Origin of the sequence: Staphylococcus sp. EG-SA-15 (assembly GCF_017151895.1) — a bacterium.
GTDB classification, from domain to species: domain Bacteria; phylum Bacillota; class Bacilli; order Staphylococcales; family Staphylococcaceae; genus Staphylococcus; species Staphylococcus aureus.
On sequence record NZ_JACVZN010000002.1, the window covers coordinates 113877 to 134127 of the forward strand.

The 20251-nt window shown below is 31.3% G+C and carries 20 protein-coding genes and 2 pseudogenes; all 22 read right to left on the reverse strand.

Annotated features, from left to right (window positions below; translation table 11 throughout):
- Window positions 1-39: 39 nt before the first annotated feature.
- A complete protein-coding gene (locus IDG64_RS02575) occupies window positions 40-528 on the reverse strand; it encodes a TIGR01741 family protein (RefSeq protein WP_000141987.1) in 489 nt (162 codons plus the stop codon).
- A 10-nt stretch (window positions 529-538) separates the two neighbouring features.
- Window positions 539-1035: pseudogene (locus tag IDG64_RS02580) on the reverse strand (TIGR01741 family protein).
- 10 nt (window positions 1036-1045) lie between these two features.
- Complete coding sequence (locus IDG64_RS02585) at window positions 1046-1534, reverse strand: TIGR01741 family protein (RefSeq protein ID WP_000141961.1); 489 nt, start codon at window positions 1532-1534, stop codon at window positions 1046-1048.
- 358 nt (window positions 1535-1892) lie between these two features.
- Window positions 1893-2006, reverse strand: a pseudogene (locus IDG64_RS02590) (DUF5080 family protein); the annotation flags it as partial.
- 104 nt (window positions 2007-2110) lie between these two features.
- Entirely contained in the window at window positions 2111-2794 is a 684-nt protein-coding gene (locus IDG64_RS02595) for a DUF5079 family protein (protein ID WP_000208403.1), read from the reverse strand.
- Window positions 2795-3006: 212 nt separating this feature from the next.
- Window positions 3007-3498, reverse strand: a complete 492-nt coding sequence (locus IDG64_RS02600; protein WP_000142039.1) for a TIGR01741 family protein — start codon at window positions 3496-3498, stop codon at window positions 3007-3009.
- Window positions 3499-3508: 10 nt separating this feature from the next.
- Window positions 3509-4009 carry a TIGR01741 family protein gene (locus tag IDG64_RS02605; RefSeq protein WP_000142054.1) on the reverse strand — a complete coding sequence of 167 codons (501 nt, stop codon included), beginning with the start codon at window positions 4007-4009 and terminating at the stop codon, window positions 3509-3511.
- A gap of 89 nt (window positions 4010-4098) precedes the next feature.
- Window positions 4099-4317 (reverse strand): hypothetical protein, encoded by a 219-nt coding sequence (locus IDG64_RS02610; protein ID WP_000431355.1) that lies wholly within the window; start codon window positions 4315-4317, stop codon window positions 4099-4101.
- Window positions 4318-4451: 134 nt separating this feature from the next.
- Window positions 4452-5063 (reverse strand): DUF5080 family protein, encoded by a 612-nt coding sequence (locus IDG64_RS02615; protein ID WP_000394913.1) that lies wholly within the window; start codon window positions 5061-5063, stop codon window positions 4452-4454.
- Between the two features lie 144 nt (window positions 5064-5207).
- Entirely contained in the window at window positions 5208-5891 is a 684-nt protein-coding gene (locus IDG64_RS02620; protein WP_000208400.1) for a DUF5079 family protein, read from the reverse strand.
- 207 nt (window positions 5892-6098) lie between these two features.
- Window positions 6099-6590: a TIGR01741 family protein gene (locus IDG64_RS02625; RefSeq protein WP_000142053.1), complete on the reverse strand. Its 492-nt coding sequence runs from the start codon at window positions 6588-6590 to the stop codon at window positions 6099-6101.
- A 10-nt stretch (window positions 6591-6600) separates the two neighbouring features.
- The gene (locus IDG64_RS02630; RefSeq protein WP_000159024.1) at window positions 6601-8445 is read right to left on the reverse strand and encodes a DNA/RNA non-specific endonuclease; all 1845 of its coding nucleotides are present in this window, start codon (window positions 8443-8445) and stop codon (window positions 6601-6603) included.
- 9 nt (window positions 8446-8454) lie between these two features.
- Window positions 8455-8772: a type VII secretion system extracellular protein EsxD gene (gene esxD, locus IDG64_RS02635; RefSeq protein WP_000175722.1), complete on the reverse strand. Its 318-nt coding sequence runs from the start codon at window positions 8770-8772 to the stop codon at window positions 8455-8457.
- Window positions 8772-9446, reverse strand: coding sequence for a DUF5081 family protein (locus tag IDG64_RS02640; RefSeq protein WP_000655873.1), 675 nt, complete (start codon window positions 9444-9446; stop codon window positions 8772-8774). The genes esxD and IDG64_RS02640 overlap by 1 nt, the downstream gene beginning before the upstream one ends.
- Window positions 9446-9760 carry a WXG100 family type VII secretion effector EsxB gene (esxB, locus tag IDG64_RS02645; protein ID WP_000509670.1) on the reverse strand — a complete coding sequence of 105 codons (315 nt, stop codon included), beginning with the start codon at window positions 9758-9760 and terminating at the stop codon, window positions 9446-9448. The genes IDG64_RS02640 and esxB overlap by 1 nt, the downstream gene beginning before the upstream one ends.
- 15 nt (window positions 9761-9775) lie before the next feature.
- Window positions 9776-10168: a type VII secretion substrate EsaC gene (gene esaC, locus IDG64_RS02650; RefSeq protein ID WP_001010289.1), complete on the reverse strand. Its 393-nt coding sequence runs from the start codon at window positions 10166-10168 to the stop codon at window positions 9776-9778.
- 29 nt (window positions 10169-10197) lie between these two features.
- Window positions 10198-14637: a type VII secretion protein EssC gene (gene essC / locus IDG64_RS02655; RefSeq protein WP_000549285.1), complete on the reverse strand. Its 4440-nt coding sequence runs from the start codon at window positions 14635-14637 to the stop codon at window positions 10198-10200.
- A gap of 21 nt (window positions 14638-14658) precedes the next feature.
- Window positions 14659-15993 carry a type VII secretion protein EssB gene (gene essB / locus IDG64_RS02660; RefSeq protein WP_000240338.1) on the reverse strand — a complete coding sequence of 445 codons (1335 nt, stop codon included), beginning with the start codon at window positions 15991-15993 and terminating at the stop codon, window positions 14659-14661.
- A 12-nt stretch (window positions 15994-16005) separates the two neighbouring features.
- Complete coding sequence (gene esaB, locus IDG64_RS02665) at window positions 16006-16248, reverse strand: type VII secretion protein EsaB (protein WP_001071606.1); 243 nt, start codon at window positions 16246-16248, stop codon at window positions 16006-16008.
- On the reverse strand, window positions 16220-16678 hold the full coding sequence (gene essA, locus IDG64_RS02670; protein ID WP_000928938.1) for a type VII secretion protein EssA: 459 nt from the start codon (window positions 16676-16678) through the stop codon (window positions 16220-16222). The genes esaB and essA overlap by 29 nt, the downstream gene beginning before the upstream one ends.
- The gene (gene esaA, locus IDG64_RS02675; RefSeq protein WP_000728953.1) at window positions 16678-19707 is read right to left on the reverse strand and encodes a type VII secretion protein EsaA; all 3030 of its coding nucleotides are present in this window, start codon (window positions 19705-19707) and stop codon (window positions 16678-16680) included. The genes essA and esaA overlap by 1 nt, the downstream gene beginning before the upstream one ends.
- Window positions 19708-19789: 82 nt before the next feature.
- Window positions 19790-20083, reverse strand: coding sequence for a WXG100 family type VII secretion effector EsxA (esxA, locus tag IDG64_RS02680; RefSeq protein ID WP_001240826.1), 294 nt, complete (start codon window positions 20081-20083; stop codon window positions 19790-19792).
- Window positions 20084-20251: the final 168 nt, after the last annotated feature.

Below are 20251 nucleotides of genomic sequence, written 5' to 3' on the forward strand. Positions count from 1 at the left end.
AACGAGGTTGGTTTTGCACAGCCTTCTATAACATATATGCTACTCTTGGTCTTTAACATACTTCTCTACTTCTCGAATTTCTTCCATTTCATATTCCATTTCTGGTAAAACACCAAACTTTTTATACATATAGTAGTTTTCCTTTCCAGATGGGCCAAAACCTAATTTAATCCAATCTATATAATCAAATGATACTTTCAAATTTCCCTCTCTTGTAAAGTCAAATTCACATGATGTCCATGGTTCTAAATCTTCTTCTTTAAATGCGTTTCTTAACTTCTTAAACAATCTATATAAATCCGTCCACAAATCATAAAATACTTTTTCAGAGACATTATACTCTCTAGGGATATATGTGTAATAATTCAAGTCCTCGCTACCTGGTTTAGTATAATTAAAAACGACCTCTCCACCTTCATCATCTACATAAGCAATTGTATATACTTTTTCCCACTCTACTGGTATCATCCCACTAATCTCATTCGCAATCTTGTTGTATATTTCACTTAGTTTTTCTTCGAAAGTCATGTTATCTCCCCTATAGTTCAGCTTCTTCTTGCTCTTTAACATAATCTTCTATTTTTTTAACCCTATTTATTGCATATTCTTTTTCAGGCCAAATTCCAAACTTTTTATACATGTAATAATCTTCTCTTCCCATTGGTCCAAATTCTGAATTCATCCAATCAATATAATCAAAAGATACGTTTAATTTACCATCTCTTGTAAAATCAAATTCACATGATGTCCATGGTTCTAAATCTTCTTTAAATAAATCTCTTAACTTCTTAAACAATCTATATAAATCCGTCCACAAATCATAAAATACTTTTCAGAGACATTATACTCTCTAGGGATATATGTGTAATAATTCAATTCATCGCTACCTGGTTTAGTATAATTAAAAACGACCTCTCCACCTTCATCATTTAGGTAGGCAATTGTATATACCTTTTCCCACTCTACTGGTATCATCCCACTAATCTCATTCGCAATCTTGTTGTACATTTGACTTAGTTTTTCTTCGAAAGTCATATTATCGCCCCTATATTTCAGCTTCATCTTGCTCTTTAATATATTGCACGATTTCTTTAATTTCTTCCATTTCTGGTATAACCCCAAATTTTTTATACATATAGTAATTTTCTCTAGCTAACGGACCTAAGCCTAATTTAATCCAATCAATATAATCAAAAGATACGTTTAATTTACCATCTCTTGTAAAGTCAAATTCGCATGATGTCCATGGTTCATGTCCTTCTGTTTTAAATAAATTCCTTAAATTCTTAAACAAGTAATACAGATTCATCCATAAATCATCAAATATTTCTTCCGAAACATTATAATCTCTAGATATATCCGTGTAATAATTCAATTCATCGCTACCTGGTTTAGTATAATTAAAAATGACCTCTCCACCTCTATCATTTACATAGGCTATCGTATATACTTGCTCCCATTCTACTGGTATCATCCCACTGATCTTATTCGCAATCTCGTTGTACATTTCATTTAGTTTTTCTTCGAAAGTCATGTTATCGCCCCTATATTTTCAAAATAGATATTAGTTTCATTTCCGTTAAATAAAAAGCACTAAACAACACCTCTACGTCGCTTAATGCTTCTTCAAATTAATATTACTCATTTCATACCTAAATTCACTAATGGAACTAAAATAACTGCAACTATTGTTACGATAACTGGAATTCCAAATAATTTCGAGTCTTTTTTAGTATTATATTATTTGTAAATAATAACCATAAAACTCCTGCTCATTATTTTGTCTTTCAATTTATTTAACTATTTATAATTATAGTAAAAAAGATATTAATAGTATATACTTTTTTACCATTTCGTAAATAAAAATTTACCAACACCTATATGTAATACAATTATAATAATCTTGATAAAATCATATTCAGAATAAATAACCAACAACTGAAAAACATTAGATTTATTACAACAAAAGCAAACGTTCCTTTTCTAATTCTAATAATCAAATCCCATTAATATCAATCCACTCAAATTCTTTCACATCATTGAGTAAAAAATAATGTGTTGAAGTTGATTTTTTATATAAGTATACTCCAACAGTAATTTATAAAATTATTTAGTCATCATCTTCAGTGTTTAATTCAAAAATATAGAATCTACTGTATTGCATAATAAATTGAAAGGCTACAAATTGTGTACAAGCAATAATAATGATACTTACCATTATGACAAACTTGGATTCTACGACATTGGGAACCAATATATATTCGATAATTCTTTCAATATATATAAATGCGCTCAACGCGGTTAATAATAAACCGAAATGTGTTTTAGTTTTACCACCCCAACGTTTTGTTACTTTAGGTAATTTTAATAACGTGAACATTCCGCCAATTACTAATAACAAATAGCTAATTATGATTGAAATAGTACCCATTAACCAATAATTAAATAAATCATAATGATTTTGCACAGCAACAAAATAGTAAAGATTACATGTTGCAAATACTGCGGTGATAGTAGTTAGCACATTTATAACAACTAAAAATCGGGCATATATTTTTTTATATTTCTGTGCGCTTTCCTTTTCGAAATCTATAAATCTAATCCATTGAAGTAAACTAATTACAATAATTATTAATTCTATAATTGTCGTTATCTTTAAATAATTTGGAAACCTTTCATAATCTAAACCAAAAAAGAAAGTTAGACATGAAAAAAGTATCATAAATAATGATGCTAAACTTAAGGCTTGTCCACCTGGCTTTCGAAGAATGTCTATATTTTCCTTAGTAGTCATATTTACCTATCTCCTATACATTGATTTTGTAATAGCATATTAAGTATTTAAAGCTATAAACTTAGATTCTTTTCGATTAAAAGTATGAAAACCTAAAATTATCTTTATATTATTATTTGATGAGCATCAACTTTACGGTCTCTATTGCTTTTTACTTAACCGCTAAAAAAGACTAAACAAAGCTTTATTGTTTAGTCTTACATTAAGATAGTTTATTCTTCCTGTTCTTTAACATATTGCTCGATTTGTTTAACCTCCTCCATTTCATATTCCGTTTCTGGTAAAACACCAAATTTTTTGTACATATAATAATTTTCACGGCCTAATTGATCAAACTCTGTATTTATCCAATCAATATAATCAAATGAAACTTTTAATTTACCTTCGCTCGTAAAATCAAATTCACATGATGTCCATGGTTCAAGACCTTCTTCTATAAATACTTCTCTTAGTTCCTCAAATTGATCATGCAACTCATATACTGAATCCATAAAGCTTGATTTCAATAAATTATACTTCTTTATCACACTTGTATAGTAAAATAATTCATCACTTCTTGGTTCAGTATAATTGTAAAACACTTCTCCACATTCTTCATCGATATATGCCATTGCATATACTTTTTCCCACTCTACCGGTATCATGCTACTAATCTTATTCGCAATCTCGCTATACATTCCACTTAATTTTTCTTCGAAAGTCATGTTATCTCCCCTATTGTTCAGCTTCTTCTTGCTCTATAATATATTGTTCGATTTCTTTAACTTTATTAATTTCATATTCCGTTTCAGGTACAATTCCAAATTTTTTGTACATATAATAATTTTCTTTTGCTATTTGTCCAAATTCTGAATTCATCCAATCTATATAATCAAAAGATACGTTTAATTTACCGTCGCTTGTAAAGTCAAATTCACATGATGTCCATGGTTCAAGACTTTCTTCTTTAAATATATTTCTTAATTTTTTAAATGATCTATAAAGTTCCATCCATAAATCATCAAAGACTTCTTCTAAAACATTATAATCTTCAACGATACTCGAATAATAATACAGCTCATCATTTCCGGGCTTGGTATAATAAAATATAACTTGCCCACCTCCATCGTCCACATATGCAATTACATATACCTTTTCCCACTCTACCGGTATCATTCCATTGATCTCATTCGCAATCTCGTTGTACTTTTGACTTAGTTTTTCTTCGAAAGTCATGTTATCTCCCCTATATTTTCATTACCGTTAAATAAAAAGCATTAAACAACACCCAAATGTCGCTTAATGCTTCTTCAAATTCGTTTTACTTATCTTAAACCTAAATATGCTAATAAATTTAAAACAAAAGCAATTATTGTTACGATAATTGCAATTTGCAATAACTTCGAACCTTTTTCAGCATCGTATTTTTTGTAATTAATACTACAAACAATACTTCCAATACCAAATAACGGTGTAACTATTGTTAATACAATAAATACCCATGTTGCAATTTTTAAGCCATTGCCTTGATTTTGGTTTTCCATCTCATTAACTCCTACTCATTATTTTGTCTTTCAATTTATTTAACTATTTATAATTATAGTAAAAAAGATATTAATAGTATATACTTTTTTACCATTTCATAAATAAAATTCACGCATACCTATATGTAATATCATTATAATAATCTCGATAAAATCATATTCAGAATAAATAACCAACAACTGAATAATATTGGCCTTATTACAACAAAAGCAAACGCTCCTTTTCTAACTCTAATAATTAAATCCCAAACAGCAAATATAACAATGATAAATAAGCTGAGTATGAAAAATGAGATACTTAAGTCACGTGTTTCCGCAGTAATTTGAGGTGTTGACTTTAATGTCATTAATACCGTTAGTACTATAGCTACTATCAAAGAAATAATCCCTTTATACTTAGCTATTTCAATATTTATACGTAAGCTTTCAACTGAATTGTATTCAGATTTATTAACTATTCCACTTGAACTATCTGTAATATTCTTATATTTTAATAATAATGGTCTGTTCCAAAGATTTCTAAAAGCCATCCATGCATAAAACAAACTCCCCATATACAAAATCACATTGAAATTTGTTAATTGATCATAGCTGTCGCCTATAAAGATATAAGTGATACCAATTATTACAAACACAATGGCATAGATGATTATAGGCAATACTACTATTTTTTCAGAATACATCACAGCAGTTAAATATATAATATAATACAGTCCGGCTACGACAATTAATAATAAGAACTCCATATTCGCACCTCAATATTCCATAACTTTTACTTTAATATCAATCCACTTAAATCCATTCACATCATTGAGTATAAAATAATATGGTGATATACGTTGAAGTTGATTTTCTTATATAAGTATACTTCACAGAATTTACAAAATCATTTAGTCATCATCTTCTGTATTTAATTCAAAAATATAGAATCTACTGTATTGCATAATAAATTGAAATGCCACAAATTGTGCTCCAGCGATAACCAACATGCTCACAATAATTATAAACTTGGATTCTACGACATTAGGAATCAATATATATTCGATAATTTTTTCAATATATATAAATGAGCTCAACGCAGTTAATAATAAACCGAAATGTGTTTTAGTTTTACCACCCCAGCGTTTTGTTACTTTAGGTAATTTTAACAACGTAAACATTCCGCCAATTACTAATAATAAATAGCTAATTATGATTGAAATCGTACCCATTAACCAATAATTGAATAAATCATAATGGTTTTGTACAGCTGCAAAATAATAAAGGTTACACAGTGCAAATACTACAGTGATCGTAGTTAACACATTTATAATAACTAAAAATCGAGCATATATTTTTTTATATTTCTGTGCACTTTCTTTTTCGAAATCTATAAACCTAATCCATTGAAGTAAACTAATTACAATAATTATTAATTCTATAATTGTCGTTATCTTTAAATAGTTTGGAAACCTTTCATAATCTAAACCAAAAAAGAAAGTTAGACATGAAAAAAGTATCAAAAACAATGATATTAAACTTAAGGCTTGTGCACCTGGCTTTCGAAGAATGTCTATATTTTCCTTAGTAGTCATATCTATCTCCTATACATTATTTTTTAAATAGCATATTACGTATTTAAAGCTATAAACTTAGATTCTTTTCGATTAAAAGTTTAAAAACCTAAAATTATCTTTATATTATTATTTGATGAGCATCAACTTTACGGTATCTATTGCTTTTTACTTAAACGCTAAAAAGACTAAACAAAGCTTTATTGTTTAGTCTCTCATGAAGATTGTCTATTCTTCTTGCTCTTTAATATATTGCTCGATTTGTTTAACCTCCTCCATTTCATATTCCATTTCTGGTATAACCCCAAATTTTTTGTACATATAATAATTTTCACGGCCCAATTGATCAAACTCTGTATTTATCCAATCTATATAATCAAATGATACTTTCAATTTACCCTCTCTTGTAAAATCAAATTCACATGATGTCCATGGCTCAAGACCTTCTTCTTTAAATAAATTCCTTAAATTCTTAAACAAGTAATACAGATTCATCCATAAATCATCAAATATTTCCTCTGAAACATTATAATCTTTAGATATATTCGTGTAATAATTCAATTCATCGCTACCTGGTTTAGTATAATTAAAGAATACTTCACCTCCTCCATCATCTATATAAGCCATTGTATATACTTTTTCCCACTCTACCGGTATCATACTGCTAATCTCATTCGCAATTTCATTGTATATTTTGCTAAGCTTCTCTTCAAATGTCATACTAACACCTCTATATATTTTCTATTGTTTTAACTTTTCGTTCATTATTAATCTCATATCCAACCTTAAATATAGTTGGCCTTTGACTATTACCTTTATATTTAACTTCTATTTTAATATTTTCTATTGGTTTTCCAGACTTGATTGCCTTTTCCCATAGTTTTTCCAACTTGTACCAATCACCATTTTCCTTAAATGAACGGTTGATATATTTACTTTGTGCTACAAGGTTATCTATGTCTTTTGACCCACCAAACATTCTAGCGATTAAGTGACCTCCATCATCGTCTGGTAATCTATCCTCTCCCCCCACAGTTCTTTGTGCATGGTTATTACGACCGCCATCTTTTAGAGAAAGATTGTCTACATAAACTTCTTTTATGCGCCCTTTATGATCGGTCCGATATATGTGACCAGTTGGTGTTGTATATTCTATATTTGCTTTTAGTTTCTTAGGTCTAAGTCTTGCATAGTGTTCTCCGAATTCAACCTTGGTGTAGTTTGGTGATTCAACATATTTTGATGAATTTATTTCATGGCTACTTACACTATGTTTACCTTCACTTCTCACCATACTATCTTTCGGACCATGTGTCACGTGATTTTGTGGTGTAACAGCACGTTTCATTTTTTGACCCATGTTTCTCAAAGTAGTTGTTTCAGCAAATTTTATACCACCCATTCCCGCTGGTGCAAGTTGTTGTTTAAATGGATGTGCTATTTCTTTATCAAGTCCATTATTCACTATTCGCTTGACGTTTTGTGCTTGTTGTCCAATCCAATTTCTACTTTGTTGAACAGTATGAGTTGCTTGACCACGCATGTTACTCAGCATTTGTCCAACATGAGTATTTTGAGCAAAGTTACGAGATTGATTCAACACACTGTTTTTCATCATTCCCATTTTAGGTGAAATACGACTAACTGCTTGTTGCATTGTCTTTTGCAATCCTGTTTTAACTGCAAATTTTTCTCCGCCTTTGAAGCCTAATTTCATTAAACTTTTCCCAGCACCTTTGAGGAAGCCCATACCTGGCAATGGAATAAGCGAAAGTCCTTCCATGATTCGTTCTTCTTTAGATAGCTTTCTTCCAGTTACAATATTTTTTCCTGTGGCTGCATTTGCTGCTGAATAGGCGGAATAAGCACCAATAGCTACTGCTCCAGCAACAGGATTAATACAAGATAAAACTACCATACCAGCTAGTGCTGCAATCTCTATAGCTTCTTCTTTTTTCTTTTGCTCCTCTAGCTCTTCCGCTTCAGCTACTGTCATGTAATCACAAGAAGCGCCCTGAGTCATCATTTTTTCAAAATCACTCTTAGATAATTTCTTATCTTCTTTTTTCATTTCTTTGTAATGCTGATCAATTACTTTTACAAATTCTTGATCCGATTTTAATATTTCATCGATGCTATAAACATCGCTGTCACTTTTCTTGGCATCTCCCTTTGCAATTTTCCCAGAAGCCCCATAGGTATCTCTACCATGACCACCGCCATTTTTTATTAATATATTTTCCAATTTAACATTCGTTATACCTTTGAATGCTTTATCTATATCTTCTATAAATGGCGTGTCAATAATTTCTTTCATTTTCGAATCTAATTGAGATGCATAATCATATAGCTCATTTTGATAATAACCCATTAATTTAGATCCTTGTGGACCTACTACACTACTTGTTAATGATATTGCGCCATCTTCGTCTAAAGAACTGACATCGCTTACCGCATCATCCATTGTTGTATCTACATCTAAGAAGTCTTGCCCCTCTATTGCATCTATTACACTTTGGATAGATGACTTTTCATTGTCATAATCAGCTGTTAGATATTCAATATCTTTTGTCATGTCATGCACCTATCCCTCAATATTATAGTAAAGCTTGGCAAATTCCGTACCCCAATGTTCATCTGCTTCAAAGAACTTTTGTGCTGAATTCATGACGCCACCACCGAGTGTGCTCAGTGGACCTTTGAGACCACTAATGACTGTTGCAGCACTACTATAGCCATTTTCCATAGAATGTGCAGCTTTTTCACTACTGTAATAATTTAATTGCGCTATTTTTCCAAAGTTTTGAGCTATTTCATCATACTTTTGACTAATGCTTTCTAATTCTTTTACAACATGTGCAATCGTTTCAGCTTTAACACTAATTTTCCCACTCAACGTCATTACTCCTCTGTCTTATTAATATGATTTTCATCAGTATTGAATCCAAATAATTCTCGTATAAATGTATTAATGACACCAATATGAACATTCAGTACTTTATCTTTTAATGGGTATCGAATGAGTAGCAAATCATTTTGTTCATAAATGTTATATAAACTTTGTTGAGGGTCACCTTGATGATTGTAGATTTCAATTTCTAACACACGCTCAATCGTATCGATACTTTCATTATTTAAGTTCTCCAATGTTTCATCGTCAATTTGTTTAAAGTCCCAATCATTGGACTTTTCTTGTCTCATTAATAAAGGATATGATTGTACAATCGACCACCATGCAATGTCTTTACTTATAATTCGTATTTGAAATCCATTATTTTTAAACCGGCTTAACAAAATATATTCATCTATTTCATAGCTAAATGGTGCAAAATACATATCATTAATTCGAATATTTACAATGGCGCTAATATACTCTCTTACTAATGTCGCCACTTTAAAACCTGCATCAGTTAACTTGTCATTCTCTGTTACTAATTCCTTTTCAATTAAAGCAGCTTTAGCTTCTTCAAAATTTGATGGATCAAACAATTCAAAATTTACGAGAGGCAATTTACTACCACCTAAAATTGTTAATTCTTCGTAAGAAAAATAATCTATTCGCTTAACATCTTTCATCATGGGTTCACCCTATCAAGCCCTTGCTTAATTGATAATGTATCGTATTTCGCTAGATTTTGACTTAAGTTATCAATTGCTTTTTGATGGTCAGCCATCGGTTGTACTAATTCTTCTTGAAACTTTGCCATAATGAGTAACACATCTTTCACCTTATTGGCGAACTGTCCTTCCCAATCACTACCTTCGATATACTCAGCGAGCTGTTGCGTTTGCTTTTGACATACTTCAATATCTTTAGCTGTTTTTGCCGCTAATTGTTTCGCTTGATCAACCTTGCCACCATCTGCTTTAATACCTTTATATCCACCCATATCTTCACCTCAATATTAATTCATTGCTTTATTAAAATATTCACTTGCCTTTTCGCCAGCAATTTCCTTAGCTTTTTGGAGGGATTCTTTATTTTTATCGATATCTTCACCCAACATTTCAAGCTTTTGTTTCATCAAATTTCTTTTTTCAATATATAACGTATTGGGCGCCTTTCCCTTAACAGTTACACTGTCCTTATTAGCACTAGATTTTGCAGTTTGTACGTCCTTTGCTGTGCTTTCAATATCATCTAGTGCAAAACTCAAATTAAATTCTAATCGCTTATATTGTTCAGCTTTTCTTAAATATCCAGAACGAACTTCAATTTCATGCGCAATCTCTTCAGCATGCTTTTTAATATCTTTAAATTTCGACTTAACCATTGTTTCAATATCATTAAAATTCATAACATACCTCCCTCCTATTTAATTCATTGCTATTTAAACCATCTAATCTTTTGATAAGCTTGGTTTGCGACCATATATGCTTCATTTTCTTTAATAACAGGTTCTCGTTGAATAAATCTAAATTTAAAGAATTGTTGGTCTGAAATACGAATACCTATACTAAATTGGTTAATCATTTTACGTGCAACATCAATCTGTTTATCATAAGCATCTATTAATTCTTTATGAATGCCGACAAATAAAATGTTCAAGCCAAGTTCTGGTCCTTTTGTAATAAGTTTTTTAACATCATCTTCCGGAATATACGTGCAATCAATAAATGTTTTAAAATCATTGATAATATAAAGTGAATCTTTTTCAAATGGGCCGTCCACTTCTCTTTGTTTTAAGTCTTCAATCATTAGTTGATGAATCGCTTTAATGTCTTCTCTTTCTTCGGCAAAGTTAGCCACTTGATGCCTATAAGCTTTAAACTCTCCACTTGAGTCTGCGATACAAATCGCATATTTTTCATTTAATATGTCAATTTCTTTCATCATAATTTCAGCAATATGCGCAATTTCTCTCGGATTTTCTGATGAAATCATTGCTGGTTCAGTTAATTTAATTTTTTGTAGTGTAACACCTTCATAATCTAATCCAATTGGTAAAGCACCATTTGCAACTATATCCGGTAAGCTTAATGATTCTCTGTAATCTTCATATTTAATTTCATCTGGCATCATAGGAATATCACTTGGTGTTTCACCTTTATAAAATTCTGTCATCGCCGATACTTCATCATTAATTTGATCATTATATGATTTGGTCTCATCATGTTTAAATGGTTGGCCAATATGGAATGATACGTTGTCATCGCTACTTAACAATGCTCGACCCACTACATCTTTAACCGCAAATTTTTGCTGTCCTACTACGTTCGACACCTCTGATTTATCATATAAAAACATGGCGATACGCGTTTTCATATTAATGTACATTGGTGTTTTCATAGCGTTAGCTCTTGAGGCAGTTAAGGTTACTTGCATGTCTAATGCTAGCCCTTCACGTGTCATTTTAATCATCATATTTTCAAAAACTTCTTGGAAAGGTGAATCTTTTACTGCGTCAAAGTTATCAATAAGAATAAAGACATGCGGAATTGTTTCACCAGTTAATTTTCGATATTCAGAAATACTAGTGACACGATACTGACTTAAAATCTTCTTACGACGATCAATTTCATCATTAAATATACGTATCGCCTTCGCAATCTTGTCTTCTTGATCTACTGTAAAGTAATCAGCGACATGTGGTATGTCTGTGACTGGCATCAAACCATTAGTTCCGAAATCGAACAAGTACATGTGTGCTTGATCAGGACGATGGTGTCTTGCAACATCGAAAATAATGTTGTGTAAGAACGTTGTTCTACCATATCCTGGACTTCCGATTAACGCGATGTGACCAGCTTTTTTCAATTGCAATACCATCGGCCCTTGATATTGTTCTTCTGGTACGTCTTTAAGTCCTAATGTTAATTCCACTTCTTTTGCATCATCTGACCATAATTTTCTAAAATCTGTTTCTACTAAATCTTCTTGATATACATTTTCTGGTAATGGTGGTAACCATGGACGCTTAACTTCTTCAATTTCTAATCGTGTTGTAATAGATTCGATATGATCGATAACCGCTTCTAACTCAGTTTGGTTTTCTTTCGTTTCTTCATCTTCAAGTCCACTCAAGTCTTTGTTGATCGCTTGCAGTTGACCATAGTCATTAATCATGTAAATCGTCTTATCTTCAACTTCTAATTTATCGCCTTCGATGTCATATGTTGCTCCACTCCATGCAGATTGGAACAATTCATAAATTTCATTATTACCAACTTGTAAATACGCACGACCTGGTAATGTAATGTCTGCTGCATCTGGTGTTTTTAAAATTTCATTACTGTCTTGTCTATCTTGTACTTTTAATGCCAACTTAAATTTAGAGTTAGACCAAATTTGGTCATCAACAACACCCGATGGTTTTTGTGTCGCAAGTATTAAATGAATACCTAACGAACGTCCAATACGTGCCGTTGATACAAGTTCTTTCATAAAATCAGGTTGTTCTGATTTTAATTCGGCAAACTCATCGGAAATAATGAATAAATGTGGCATTGGTTCTGTCGCAACACCTTCTTTAAATAACTTATGGTATTGATTAATATGGTTAACATCATGCTCTCCGAATAAACGTTGACGTTTTCTCAATTCGGCTTTGATTGATGTTAAGGCACGCATCGCTTCATCGCCATCTAAGTTTGTAATCGTACCAACTAGATGGACTAAATCTTTAAATAAGTTCGCCATACCCCCACCTTTATAGTCAATCAATAGGAATGCAACTTCATGAGGGTGAAAATTAATAGCTAAAGATAAAATGTATGATTGGATAATCTCAGATTTCCCTGAACCAGTGGTACCAGCAACTAAACCATGTGGCCCGTGTGCTTTTTCATGTAAGTTCAATGATAAAATATCATCTTTACCTCTTACGCCTAAAGGTACTGCCATCGTTTTGTATGTTTCGTTTTGTCTCCATCGATTAACTACATCAAGCTGATCTACTTCTTTCACGTTATACATCTCTAAAAATGTAATACTATCAGGAATTGCATTTTTCAAATGTTCGACGTGTATCAAATTCGCCAAACGTCGCGCGATATATTCTTTATCGACGTTATCAATATTTTCCGGTGTAAATTTCAATTGAACTAATTCTTTTTCTTTTGTAATCAGTTCGCCTTCAGTACGAGACTTGATATCAATAATGGTATCTACATGCTCTGGCAAACTTTCAATCACATCTTCAACAAAGATTAATGAAATACCATATTCTGATAAATCTTGGTTTACATATTCTAAAATGACGTGATCAATAATTAATGACATATCTGTAATGACAAACACTAATTGCGGTGTGAAAATAATTTGCTCATTACTTCTGCTGCGTTCACGCACAGCTTGGATACGTTCTTTGATCATGCTATAGATTGACGTTAAAATTTGGTCACGTGTTCGTTGATTGTAAACAAATCCTCTAATGTTTTGCCCTCTCAATGTCATATGTGGCAACCAACGTGCCCATTTCAATGTTTCAACTTCATCTTCACGTGTCACAAATAGAAACTCTAAATCATGATAACTATGGAATGTTGACAATTGGATTAGCATTTTCTCCAATTCTTCTAAAATGAGATGTCGTGCACCAATATATGCAATTGGTCCATGATTTAAATCATTGATTAATGGTGCTTGTTCTACATCTGTGTAAAATTCATACAATTCTTTAGCATCGTCGAATAGTTCATCACGACGTTGGTTAAATTCTTCTTCTTGGTAATCTAATTTGAATGACTTTTCTACATTCGCAATACCTAACTTATAATGTAAGAAATCGTGATGATGCGATGTTTTTTCATATATTCTTGGTGCTTTCGTTTCAACGATATCTTTAATTTCAGCAACCGTTGGATAATGGTAATTCAAACTAAAACGTTGTGCTTTAATCGCTTTATTAATTTCTTTAGATTTATTATCCAAATAAGCTTTGTAATCTTTCTCTCGTTTTTCAACATCTTTGTTATACTTTTTCTTTTCAGAGAAATACGTTGTAATACCAAATACTATCGTTACTGTACTCATACCAATCATCATTAAAATATAAATACCAATTGGTCTCACTAAAAAGATGACAACAGTTAAAGCAATCATTACTAATGGCGGTATAATGGAACGCCATATCACTGTATTGTTCTTCTGTATTGGCTGTGGTGGTCTTTCAATCTTAATATCATCGGTCGGTTCACGGTGAATAATCCTTGGCGAACGATGGTACGTATTGTAATCATCTGCCTGTGCATGTGGCATCTCTTGTGTTAAGCGAATTAATGACGATGCCACTGTATTCTGACTCAATACATTTAAACCATCAGCTTGTACTTCGAGCCATATCCCTTCAACATAAATATGATCACCAATGTAAGCTTTGTTCGTTAGTTGCTCTTGTAGTTCATAGTTAATATACACATCTGTATTTTTATCGTGCACAATGCGTACGTATTGTGATTCTTGTATTGATTGAAAATCTTTAATAATGATGGCATTCATCAAGCTTTGAATAACCATATCATCATACGCATTTGGCCCAATTGTCATCGTATCTTGAATTGAAGGATAAGCAAATGATGCATAATCAGCTTCTGTATAAAGCTGTAATGTAATGTCATCAAGGTCACCTTTTCTAACAAGCACCTTATTAATAGAAGTATGATTCGCTTGCCAAGTACCTTGATTATTTTGTTCTAAATGAATGACTTCGCCTAACGATTTCAACGTAATATCTGCACGCTCGTCTTCGCTAATAGTATATGTCTTACCATCTCGCAAATTGAGCATCTTCAATTGTTTGTTATATTTTATAATCAATTTATGCATTGTCTTTGCCTCAGTCCTATACTATTTTTTTCTTTCAGCCTCTTGACGTTTTTCTTTATCTTTTTGTGCTTGTTCTTTTTGTTTCTTTTCGTTCTCTTCTTGTTGCTTTAATTTCTCATCTTTTGCTTTTGCTTTCTCTTCTTCAGATTTCGCTTTTTCATCTTTAACTTGTTTTTCTTTGTCTAAAATATCTTGCAATTTATCGTTATACTTTTTCGTTTCTTCAGAACGTTTATCATTCGATAAATCTCCGTTATTTTTAATCTCATTTAATTTATTAATCAACGCTAACTTTGTAATATCGTTATCATCTAAATAAGTGGCAATATTAATCGCTTCATCAAGATGTCCTTGTCCTAATTCCATCCAATATAATAAGTAGTCTTTGTTTGAATTTGGTGTCACGTTATTAAGTAAATTTTCTTTCTTATCTTTTTCTAAACCTTGTTTATTTGTTTGGATATAACTTTTGGCATAAATGTAAAGTGCCTCTTTATCTAATTTTTTACCATCTAAATCATCATACGTATTTAGTACTTGCGTATAATCATCCTTTACAAATGCTTGGTATCCTTTTTCAATGCGCTCATTATGCTTCATTACTGAAAAATATAAAAAGGCTAAGAATGCAATTAATAAAACACTTAACGTTGTCATACCGATAGCAACCCATTTGAAAACGGTATGCCCTACTTTGCGTACATATGCATAATTTTGACTATAATCTTGTTCTTGTTTCTGATACTGTTCATCTAAAAATGCCGTTAGTAAATCTAACGTTGCCGCTTCAATAACTTTAGTTTCAAATGGCGTTCCTTTATGTAGTTCTAAGTTTCCTTCAACTAAAGCATCAAATGATTGTTTCTCATTGAATGCACAGATAACCAGTGCTTTATATCTTGTTAAAAATTCAGCTTCTGACACCGGTAATGGATCAACAACATTTTGTAAACCTCTTGTTTTAGCAATTGGTAATCCATCTCTTGTGAAAAATAACTCATCTGGTGCCAAAACAAATGTGTAACGTGTACGATTTACTTCTTCTAAATTTTTGATATTGAGTAAGTATCGTAATTTTTCATTTTTAGTAAATGATTTAATATTATCAAAAGGTGTATGATTGTCATTAATGTCATAATGTATTTGGAAACTGTCACGTAGTTCAGTTAATTCAGCATCTATAAAATATGGAGAATGTTGTTCTAATAAGTACATTAAATGAAAATGTTCTGGTTTAATTGAAGACTTAGGAATCTCTCTCATATCTAAGCGTAATTTTGTTTTAGCTGCTTCTTCAGCATCTAAAGGCGTTAACATATCTTGCATTTCATTTTTAGGGTTATGATTTTTAACCATCTATTTTTCCTCCTATAGTAACTTCAAAATATCTCCATCAGCGATTTGATAATCAATGAGTCGATCATTTTCAACAAGTAATTGACCTTTCGTCATCACTTTAATTTGTGTATTGACATCAAATATTGAAATGTCCAAACTATCCAATACTAAAGCTATTAAATTTTTTATCGGTAAATATGCTGGTACTGCTAAGTCATATGTGCCGTAATTATAATTAGTAAAATCAAATGTTACTTTTACGTGCTGATTCATTTTTCGTTCGTCTCCCTTTATGAATTGAAAAAATGACAAATCCTAAAGTCAAAAAAGCCCCTACAGACATCAAAATGTACGGGAATATTTTTTTCTCCTGCTTGTTTTGAATATAGGGGCTTTTATCACTCTCCGAAGTCTTTTCTAAGTTAGATTTGGAAAATAACACTTTTTTAGTTTCATTCAAGCGAGTCGAGTGACTCGCTTGATTTTGAAACATATCATTTTTTATTTGTTGTTGTCGTTCTTTTTTCTGCTTAGCAATCGCGTCGTTGACTTCTTTACTATCTTTATTAAATAGCGTTGTATCATATTGATTTAAATCATTATTGATTCGCTTTTCCTCTTCTTGTTGCACATCAATATTAAGTCCGCCATTATTGCTAGATGCTGTTAAAAAAGTTAAAGCAATCACGCTATTCATCAACATTAGATTAATCTCTCTTTCTTAAAGTGTTTTATAAACATGTTCAGTACAAAACCAATAATCACAAGTACTGTTAATATTACTAGTGCCAAGCCTATAGGATGCTCTGCATTTAAATAATTGAAGAACATGTTATCGATATAAGACAATGGTGAAATTTTATTAGTCACACCTTGTCCAGCCGCTTTCAAATTATTCATAGCTACAAAGTATAGACCCAATGCAGCAATCATTAAGAACATACCGATAGATTTTACCTGTCTTAGTAAATACGTATTAATAAGTACAAAGACCATCATAGTTAAAATCACCATTAAGATGAATTTCGCTCTATAGCCAGCTAATACATGGAACTTATTCATTGCAATTAAACCGACAATTAATCCCTCTACCAAACCAGTTGTACCAATAACACCTGACGTAATGACATTATTCCAAAGATGGTTTTTACTACTATAATCATCTTTAATGAAATTCATTTGACCTTTGGCACGTTCATAACTATAGAAAATATATGCTGTAATCATTGATAGTAAATACATCAATAATACGAATAATGTCGGTGAAATCACCTCTGTATTACCATTATTAGCTAAAACATTTTCTAAGTTTTTCTTTTGAACCGGATTACTCATAAATGCTTTTAATGCTTGGTTTTGTCTGTCGCCATCTTTAGAATTTTGTAATACTTTTTTAAACTCTTTAGCGAATAACTCATTATCTTTATCGTTTTTAGCCATTTGACGGTTCAAATCATTCGCTCTTACGCCTAATGCTCGACCTGTCGCATGTAGTTTATTCACATTATTATCTAATTGATTTAATTGTCCACTAACTGAATCTGCAATTGTTTTTGATTCTTGTGTATCAGATAGCAATTGCGTGCTCTTTTCAGAAATTCTGCTAATTTCTTTATCTAAGTTAGAAGACATTGTGTTGAATTCATCATTTTTGCCTTTGTCAATTTTTGGTTCTTGTGGTTCTTCAGCAAAAGTCTTTTTAACGTTTTCTAACTGATCAATCAGCTTAGAAATATCTTCTTTATTTTTTGTTGTATTCTTTTTGTTATTTAAAATGTCATCAATCAGTTTGTCTGAGTTTTCTTCCATTGAATCAATTTGATGTAACACAGCTACTTTATCGTCTTTGAAACTTTCCATGTCATTGATAACTTGGTCAACCATCATATCAATTAAACGTTTGTTATCGAATGGTTTATCTTCTCTGCCTTTTGTATCTGTGTACATTTTATAATGTGCATCAAACCTAGATAATGCACTCAATTGCTGGCTTAATGCATCTTTCGATAAGCGACCATCAAGGTTATGATTCAATGTTACATCCACAACACTCGTTGCTTTCTTATCATTTGGTTCATCTTGACGATTTGCTTGTCCAAATAACAATTGTAAATGCATTGTTTTATCTTTTAAGAAATCTTTCTCAGCATCCTTTTTCAATTTAGCAACGCCATTGACTTCAACTTTATATTCCTTGTTAGATGTATCGAGTTGAACACTTTGATCCTTAATGTCATATTTTTTACCATTAATTTTAATGTCGCCTTCAAAGTTAAAATGAGGATCTGTTGCAACAGTTAATTGATTAATATCATTACTTTTAATCGTTTCAGTACGTTGCACTTTGACACCATCATTAATCAAACTACTTGTGTCTTGCGCAACTTGGTTATCGTAATCTGTTAAATTAATGTGTTCTGCTAACGGTTTTTTCAAATTATATTCGTTTTTATAACGTTTTGCTTCTTTGACAATTGCTTCGTATTTATTAGCTTCATCCTCATTTAAACCTGCAGCTATAAAGTCTTGTTTAGACATGTTATAGATAAATGTTGTATCTGTATCAGGTTCTTTGACAATATCATCATGAAGTTGTTTTTCTAAGTTTTCAGCGAATTGAGCATTGTTCATTTTAATGCTATTTAGCGCATCTTGTAAGTCTTTGTTATTTGCAAGCTCATCTTGCAGTGATTCTGTTAATTGCTTACGGTAGTCTTCAATCATACCTTTTGAAAATGGTGACTCTTGTGATTGAATGATTTCTCTTAATTTATCTAAGTTTTCTTTAACAGTTTGTTTATATTCTTCTTTACCTGTATCTTGCATACTTGATTGTTGATCAATTTGGCTGTCCATCTGTTTTAATGCATTGATATAGTTATCAAGTTCCACACTATCTTTTTGCGATTTATAATCTTGTAACATTTTATCCATCGCTGTATTGTGCTCGTCAAATAATGAATTTTGTTTTTCAATTAAAGTCGAAACATTATAATCTGTGTTCACCCTGAACGTATCTGAATTCGCACTCAATAATGATTTATTGTATGTTTGGAACCATTTTGTAATGTCTTTGTTTGCAGAAATTGAATTTACAAGCGTATCTGTAAATAATTCCGGGAAGTCGTTAATTGGATTTAATAAGTAATTCGAGAATTTACTATTCACACCATGTTCACGCGTCATAATAGCGCCAACATTTTTTTGTGCATTATGTAAATTATCAATGATGCTTGTTAAATAAATTTCGACTAAGTTTTTGTTAAAGTCGTTAAGTACATTACTTACAACTTTTTCTGTGTTTTTAGCTACTTCTTCTTTTTGTCCTACAGCTGTTTTATACTGTAGCGATATTTTCGATGGTGTTTTAGCGTCTAATTGCATTGCCAATTTTGAAAAGTTTTCTGGGATAACAATCATGACTTGGTATCCACCATTTTTCAAACCAGACTCAGCAACGTTTCTTGTTACTGTTTCAAATTTATAGTTTTTCTCATTTGCTAACCTTTTAATAAATGCTTGACCCAGCTCAACTTTTTTACCATTATATGTCGTTGGTTGATCCTCGTTAACAATTGCGATATGTATTTTATTATTTTTATTACTTACACTTTGGGATCCTTTTTCTGATTGATCTCCATATTTTGTTTGAACAAAAAATATCATACTAACTATGGCAATTATAATAATTAAAGTGACAATTAATGCATAAATCCAATTTTTCTTTTTCATGCTTATTTCCTTTCAGTTGTTTTCTTAAAAAATGATAAGCAAAGCCACATTAGAAAATGTGACTTTGCCAATTTCAGAATGCTTATTGCAAACCGAAATTATTAGAAAGTTGTTGGTCTTGTTCTTGAACGGCATCAGCAGTGCTATTCAATTGTTGTTTAATTTCTTCTAATAATTGTGCAAATTTTTCTACTTTAGGACTAAGTTGTTGGAATTGCTCTTCGAAACGGCTGAAAGCTTGACCTTCCCAGTTCGCTGCAATTTCACCTTGTGCACGTGTTAAATCAGATAAAATTTGACGGATTTGGTCTGAACCTTGCCCGTAAGATTGCGATTTTGCTCTGATTTCCTCTGGACTCATCTTAATCATTGCCATAACTAGAAACCTCCTGAATATTTTAAGTTTATCAAAACTTTTTAGGGACACTATTTTTTTGAAAAAGTGTTCCTTACTCAAATAATATATAAATTATTAGTATATGTATATAGTTTTTTAAGTATTTTTAGCTTTTTTTAAATAAATATATTGAATATACCCATATAT

What these genes read in the sequence shown, in the direction of transcription:
- IDG64_RS02575 (WP_000141987.1), bottom strand. Translation starts at nt 528, where the DNA reads ATGACTTTCGAAGAAAAACTAAGTGAAATATACAACAAGATTGCGAAT.
- IDG64_RS02585 (WP_000141961.1), bottom strand. Translation starts at nt 1,534, where the DNA reads ATGACTTTCGAAGAAAAACTAAATGAAATGTACAACGAGATTGCGAAT.
- IDG64_RS02595 (WP_000208403.1), bottom strand. Translation starts at nt 2,794, where the DNA reads ATGACTACTAAGGAAAATATAGACATTCTTCGAAAGCCAGGTGGACAA.
- IDG64_RS02600 (WP_000142039.1), bottom strand. Translation starts at nt 3,498, where the DNA reads ATGACTTTCGAAGAAAAATTAAGTGGAATGTATAGCGAGATTGCGAAT.
- IDG64_RS02605 (WP_000142054.1), bottom strand. Translation starts at nt 4,009, where the DNA reads ATGACTTTCGAAGAAAAACTAAGTCAAAAGTACAACGAGATTGCGAAT.
- IDG64_RS02610 (WP_000431355.1), bottom strand. Translation starts at nt 4,317, where the DNA reads ATGGAAAACCAAAATCAAGGCAATGGCTTAAAAATTGCAACATGGGTA.
- IDG64_RS02615 (WP_000394913.1), bottom strand. Translation starts at nt 5,063, where the DNA reads ATGGAGTTCTTATTATTAATTGTCGTAGCCGGACTGTATTATATTATA.
- IDG64_RS02620 (WP_000208400.1), bottom strand. Translation starts at nt 5,891, where the DNA reads ATGACTACTAAGGAAAATATAGACATTCTTCGAAAGCCAGGTGCACAA.
- IDG64_RS02625 (WP_000142053.1), bottom strand. Translation starts at nt 6,590, where the DNA reads ATGACATTTGAAGAGAAGCTTAGCAAAATATACAATGAAATTGCGAAT.
- IDG64_RS02630 (WP_000159024.1), bottom strand. Translation starts at nt 8,445, where the DNA reads ATGACAAAAGATATTGAATATCTAACAGCTGATTATGACAATGAAAAG.
- esxD (WP_000175722.1), bottom strand. Translation starts at nt 8,772, where the DNA reads ATGACGTTGAGTGGGAAAATTAGTGTTAAAGCTGAAACGATTGCACAT.
- IDG64_RS02640 (WP_000655873.1), bottom strand. Translation starts at nt 9,446, where the DNA reads ATGAAAGATGTTAAGCGAATAGATTATTTTTCTTACGAAGAATTAACA.
- esxB (WP_000509670.1), bottom strand. Translation starts at nt 9,760, where the DNA reads ATGGGTGGATATAAAGGTATTAAAGCAGATGGTGGCAAGGTTGATCAA.
- esaC (WP_001010289.1), bottom strand. Translation starts at nt 10,168, where the DNA reads ATGAATTTTAATGATATTGAAACAATGGTTAAGTCGAAATTTAAAGAT.
- essC (WP_000549285.1), bottom strand. Translation starts at nt 14,637, where the DNA reads ATGCATAAATTGATTATAAAATATAACAAACAATTGAAGATGCTCAAT.
- essB (WP_000240338.1), bottom strand. Translation starts at nt 15,993, where the DNA reads ATGGTTAAAAATCATAACCCTAAAAATGAAATGCAAGATATGTTAACG.
- esaB (WP_001071606.1), bottom strand. Translation starts at nt 16,248, where the DNA reads ATGAATCAGCACGTAAAAGTAACATTTGATTTTACTAATTATAATTAC.
- essA (WP_000928938.1), bottom strand. Translation starts at nt 16,678, where the DNA reads ATGTTGATGAATAGCGTGATTGCTTTAACTTTTTTAACAGCATCTAGC.
- esaA (WP_000728953.1), bottom strand. Translation starts at nt 19,707, where the DNA reads ATGAAAAAGAAAAATTGGATTTATGCATTAATTGTCACTTTAATTATT.
- esxA (WP_001240826.1), bottom strand. Translation starts at nt 20,083, where the DNA reads ATGGCAATGATTAAGATGAGTCCAGAGGAAATCAGAGCAAAATCGCAA.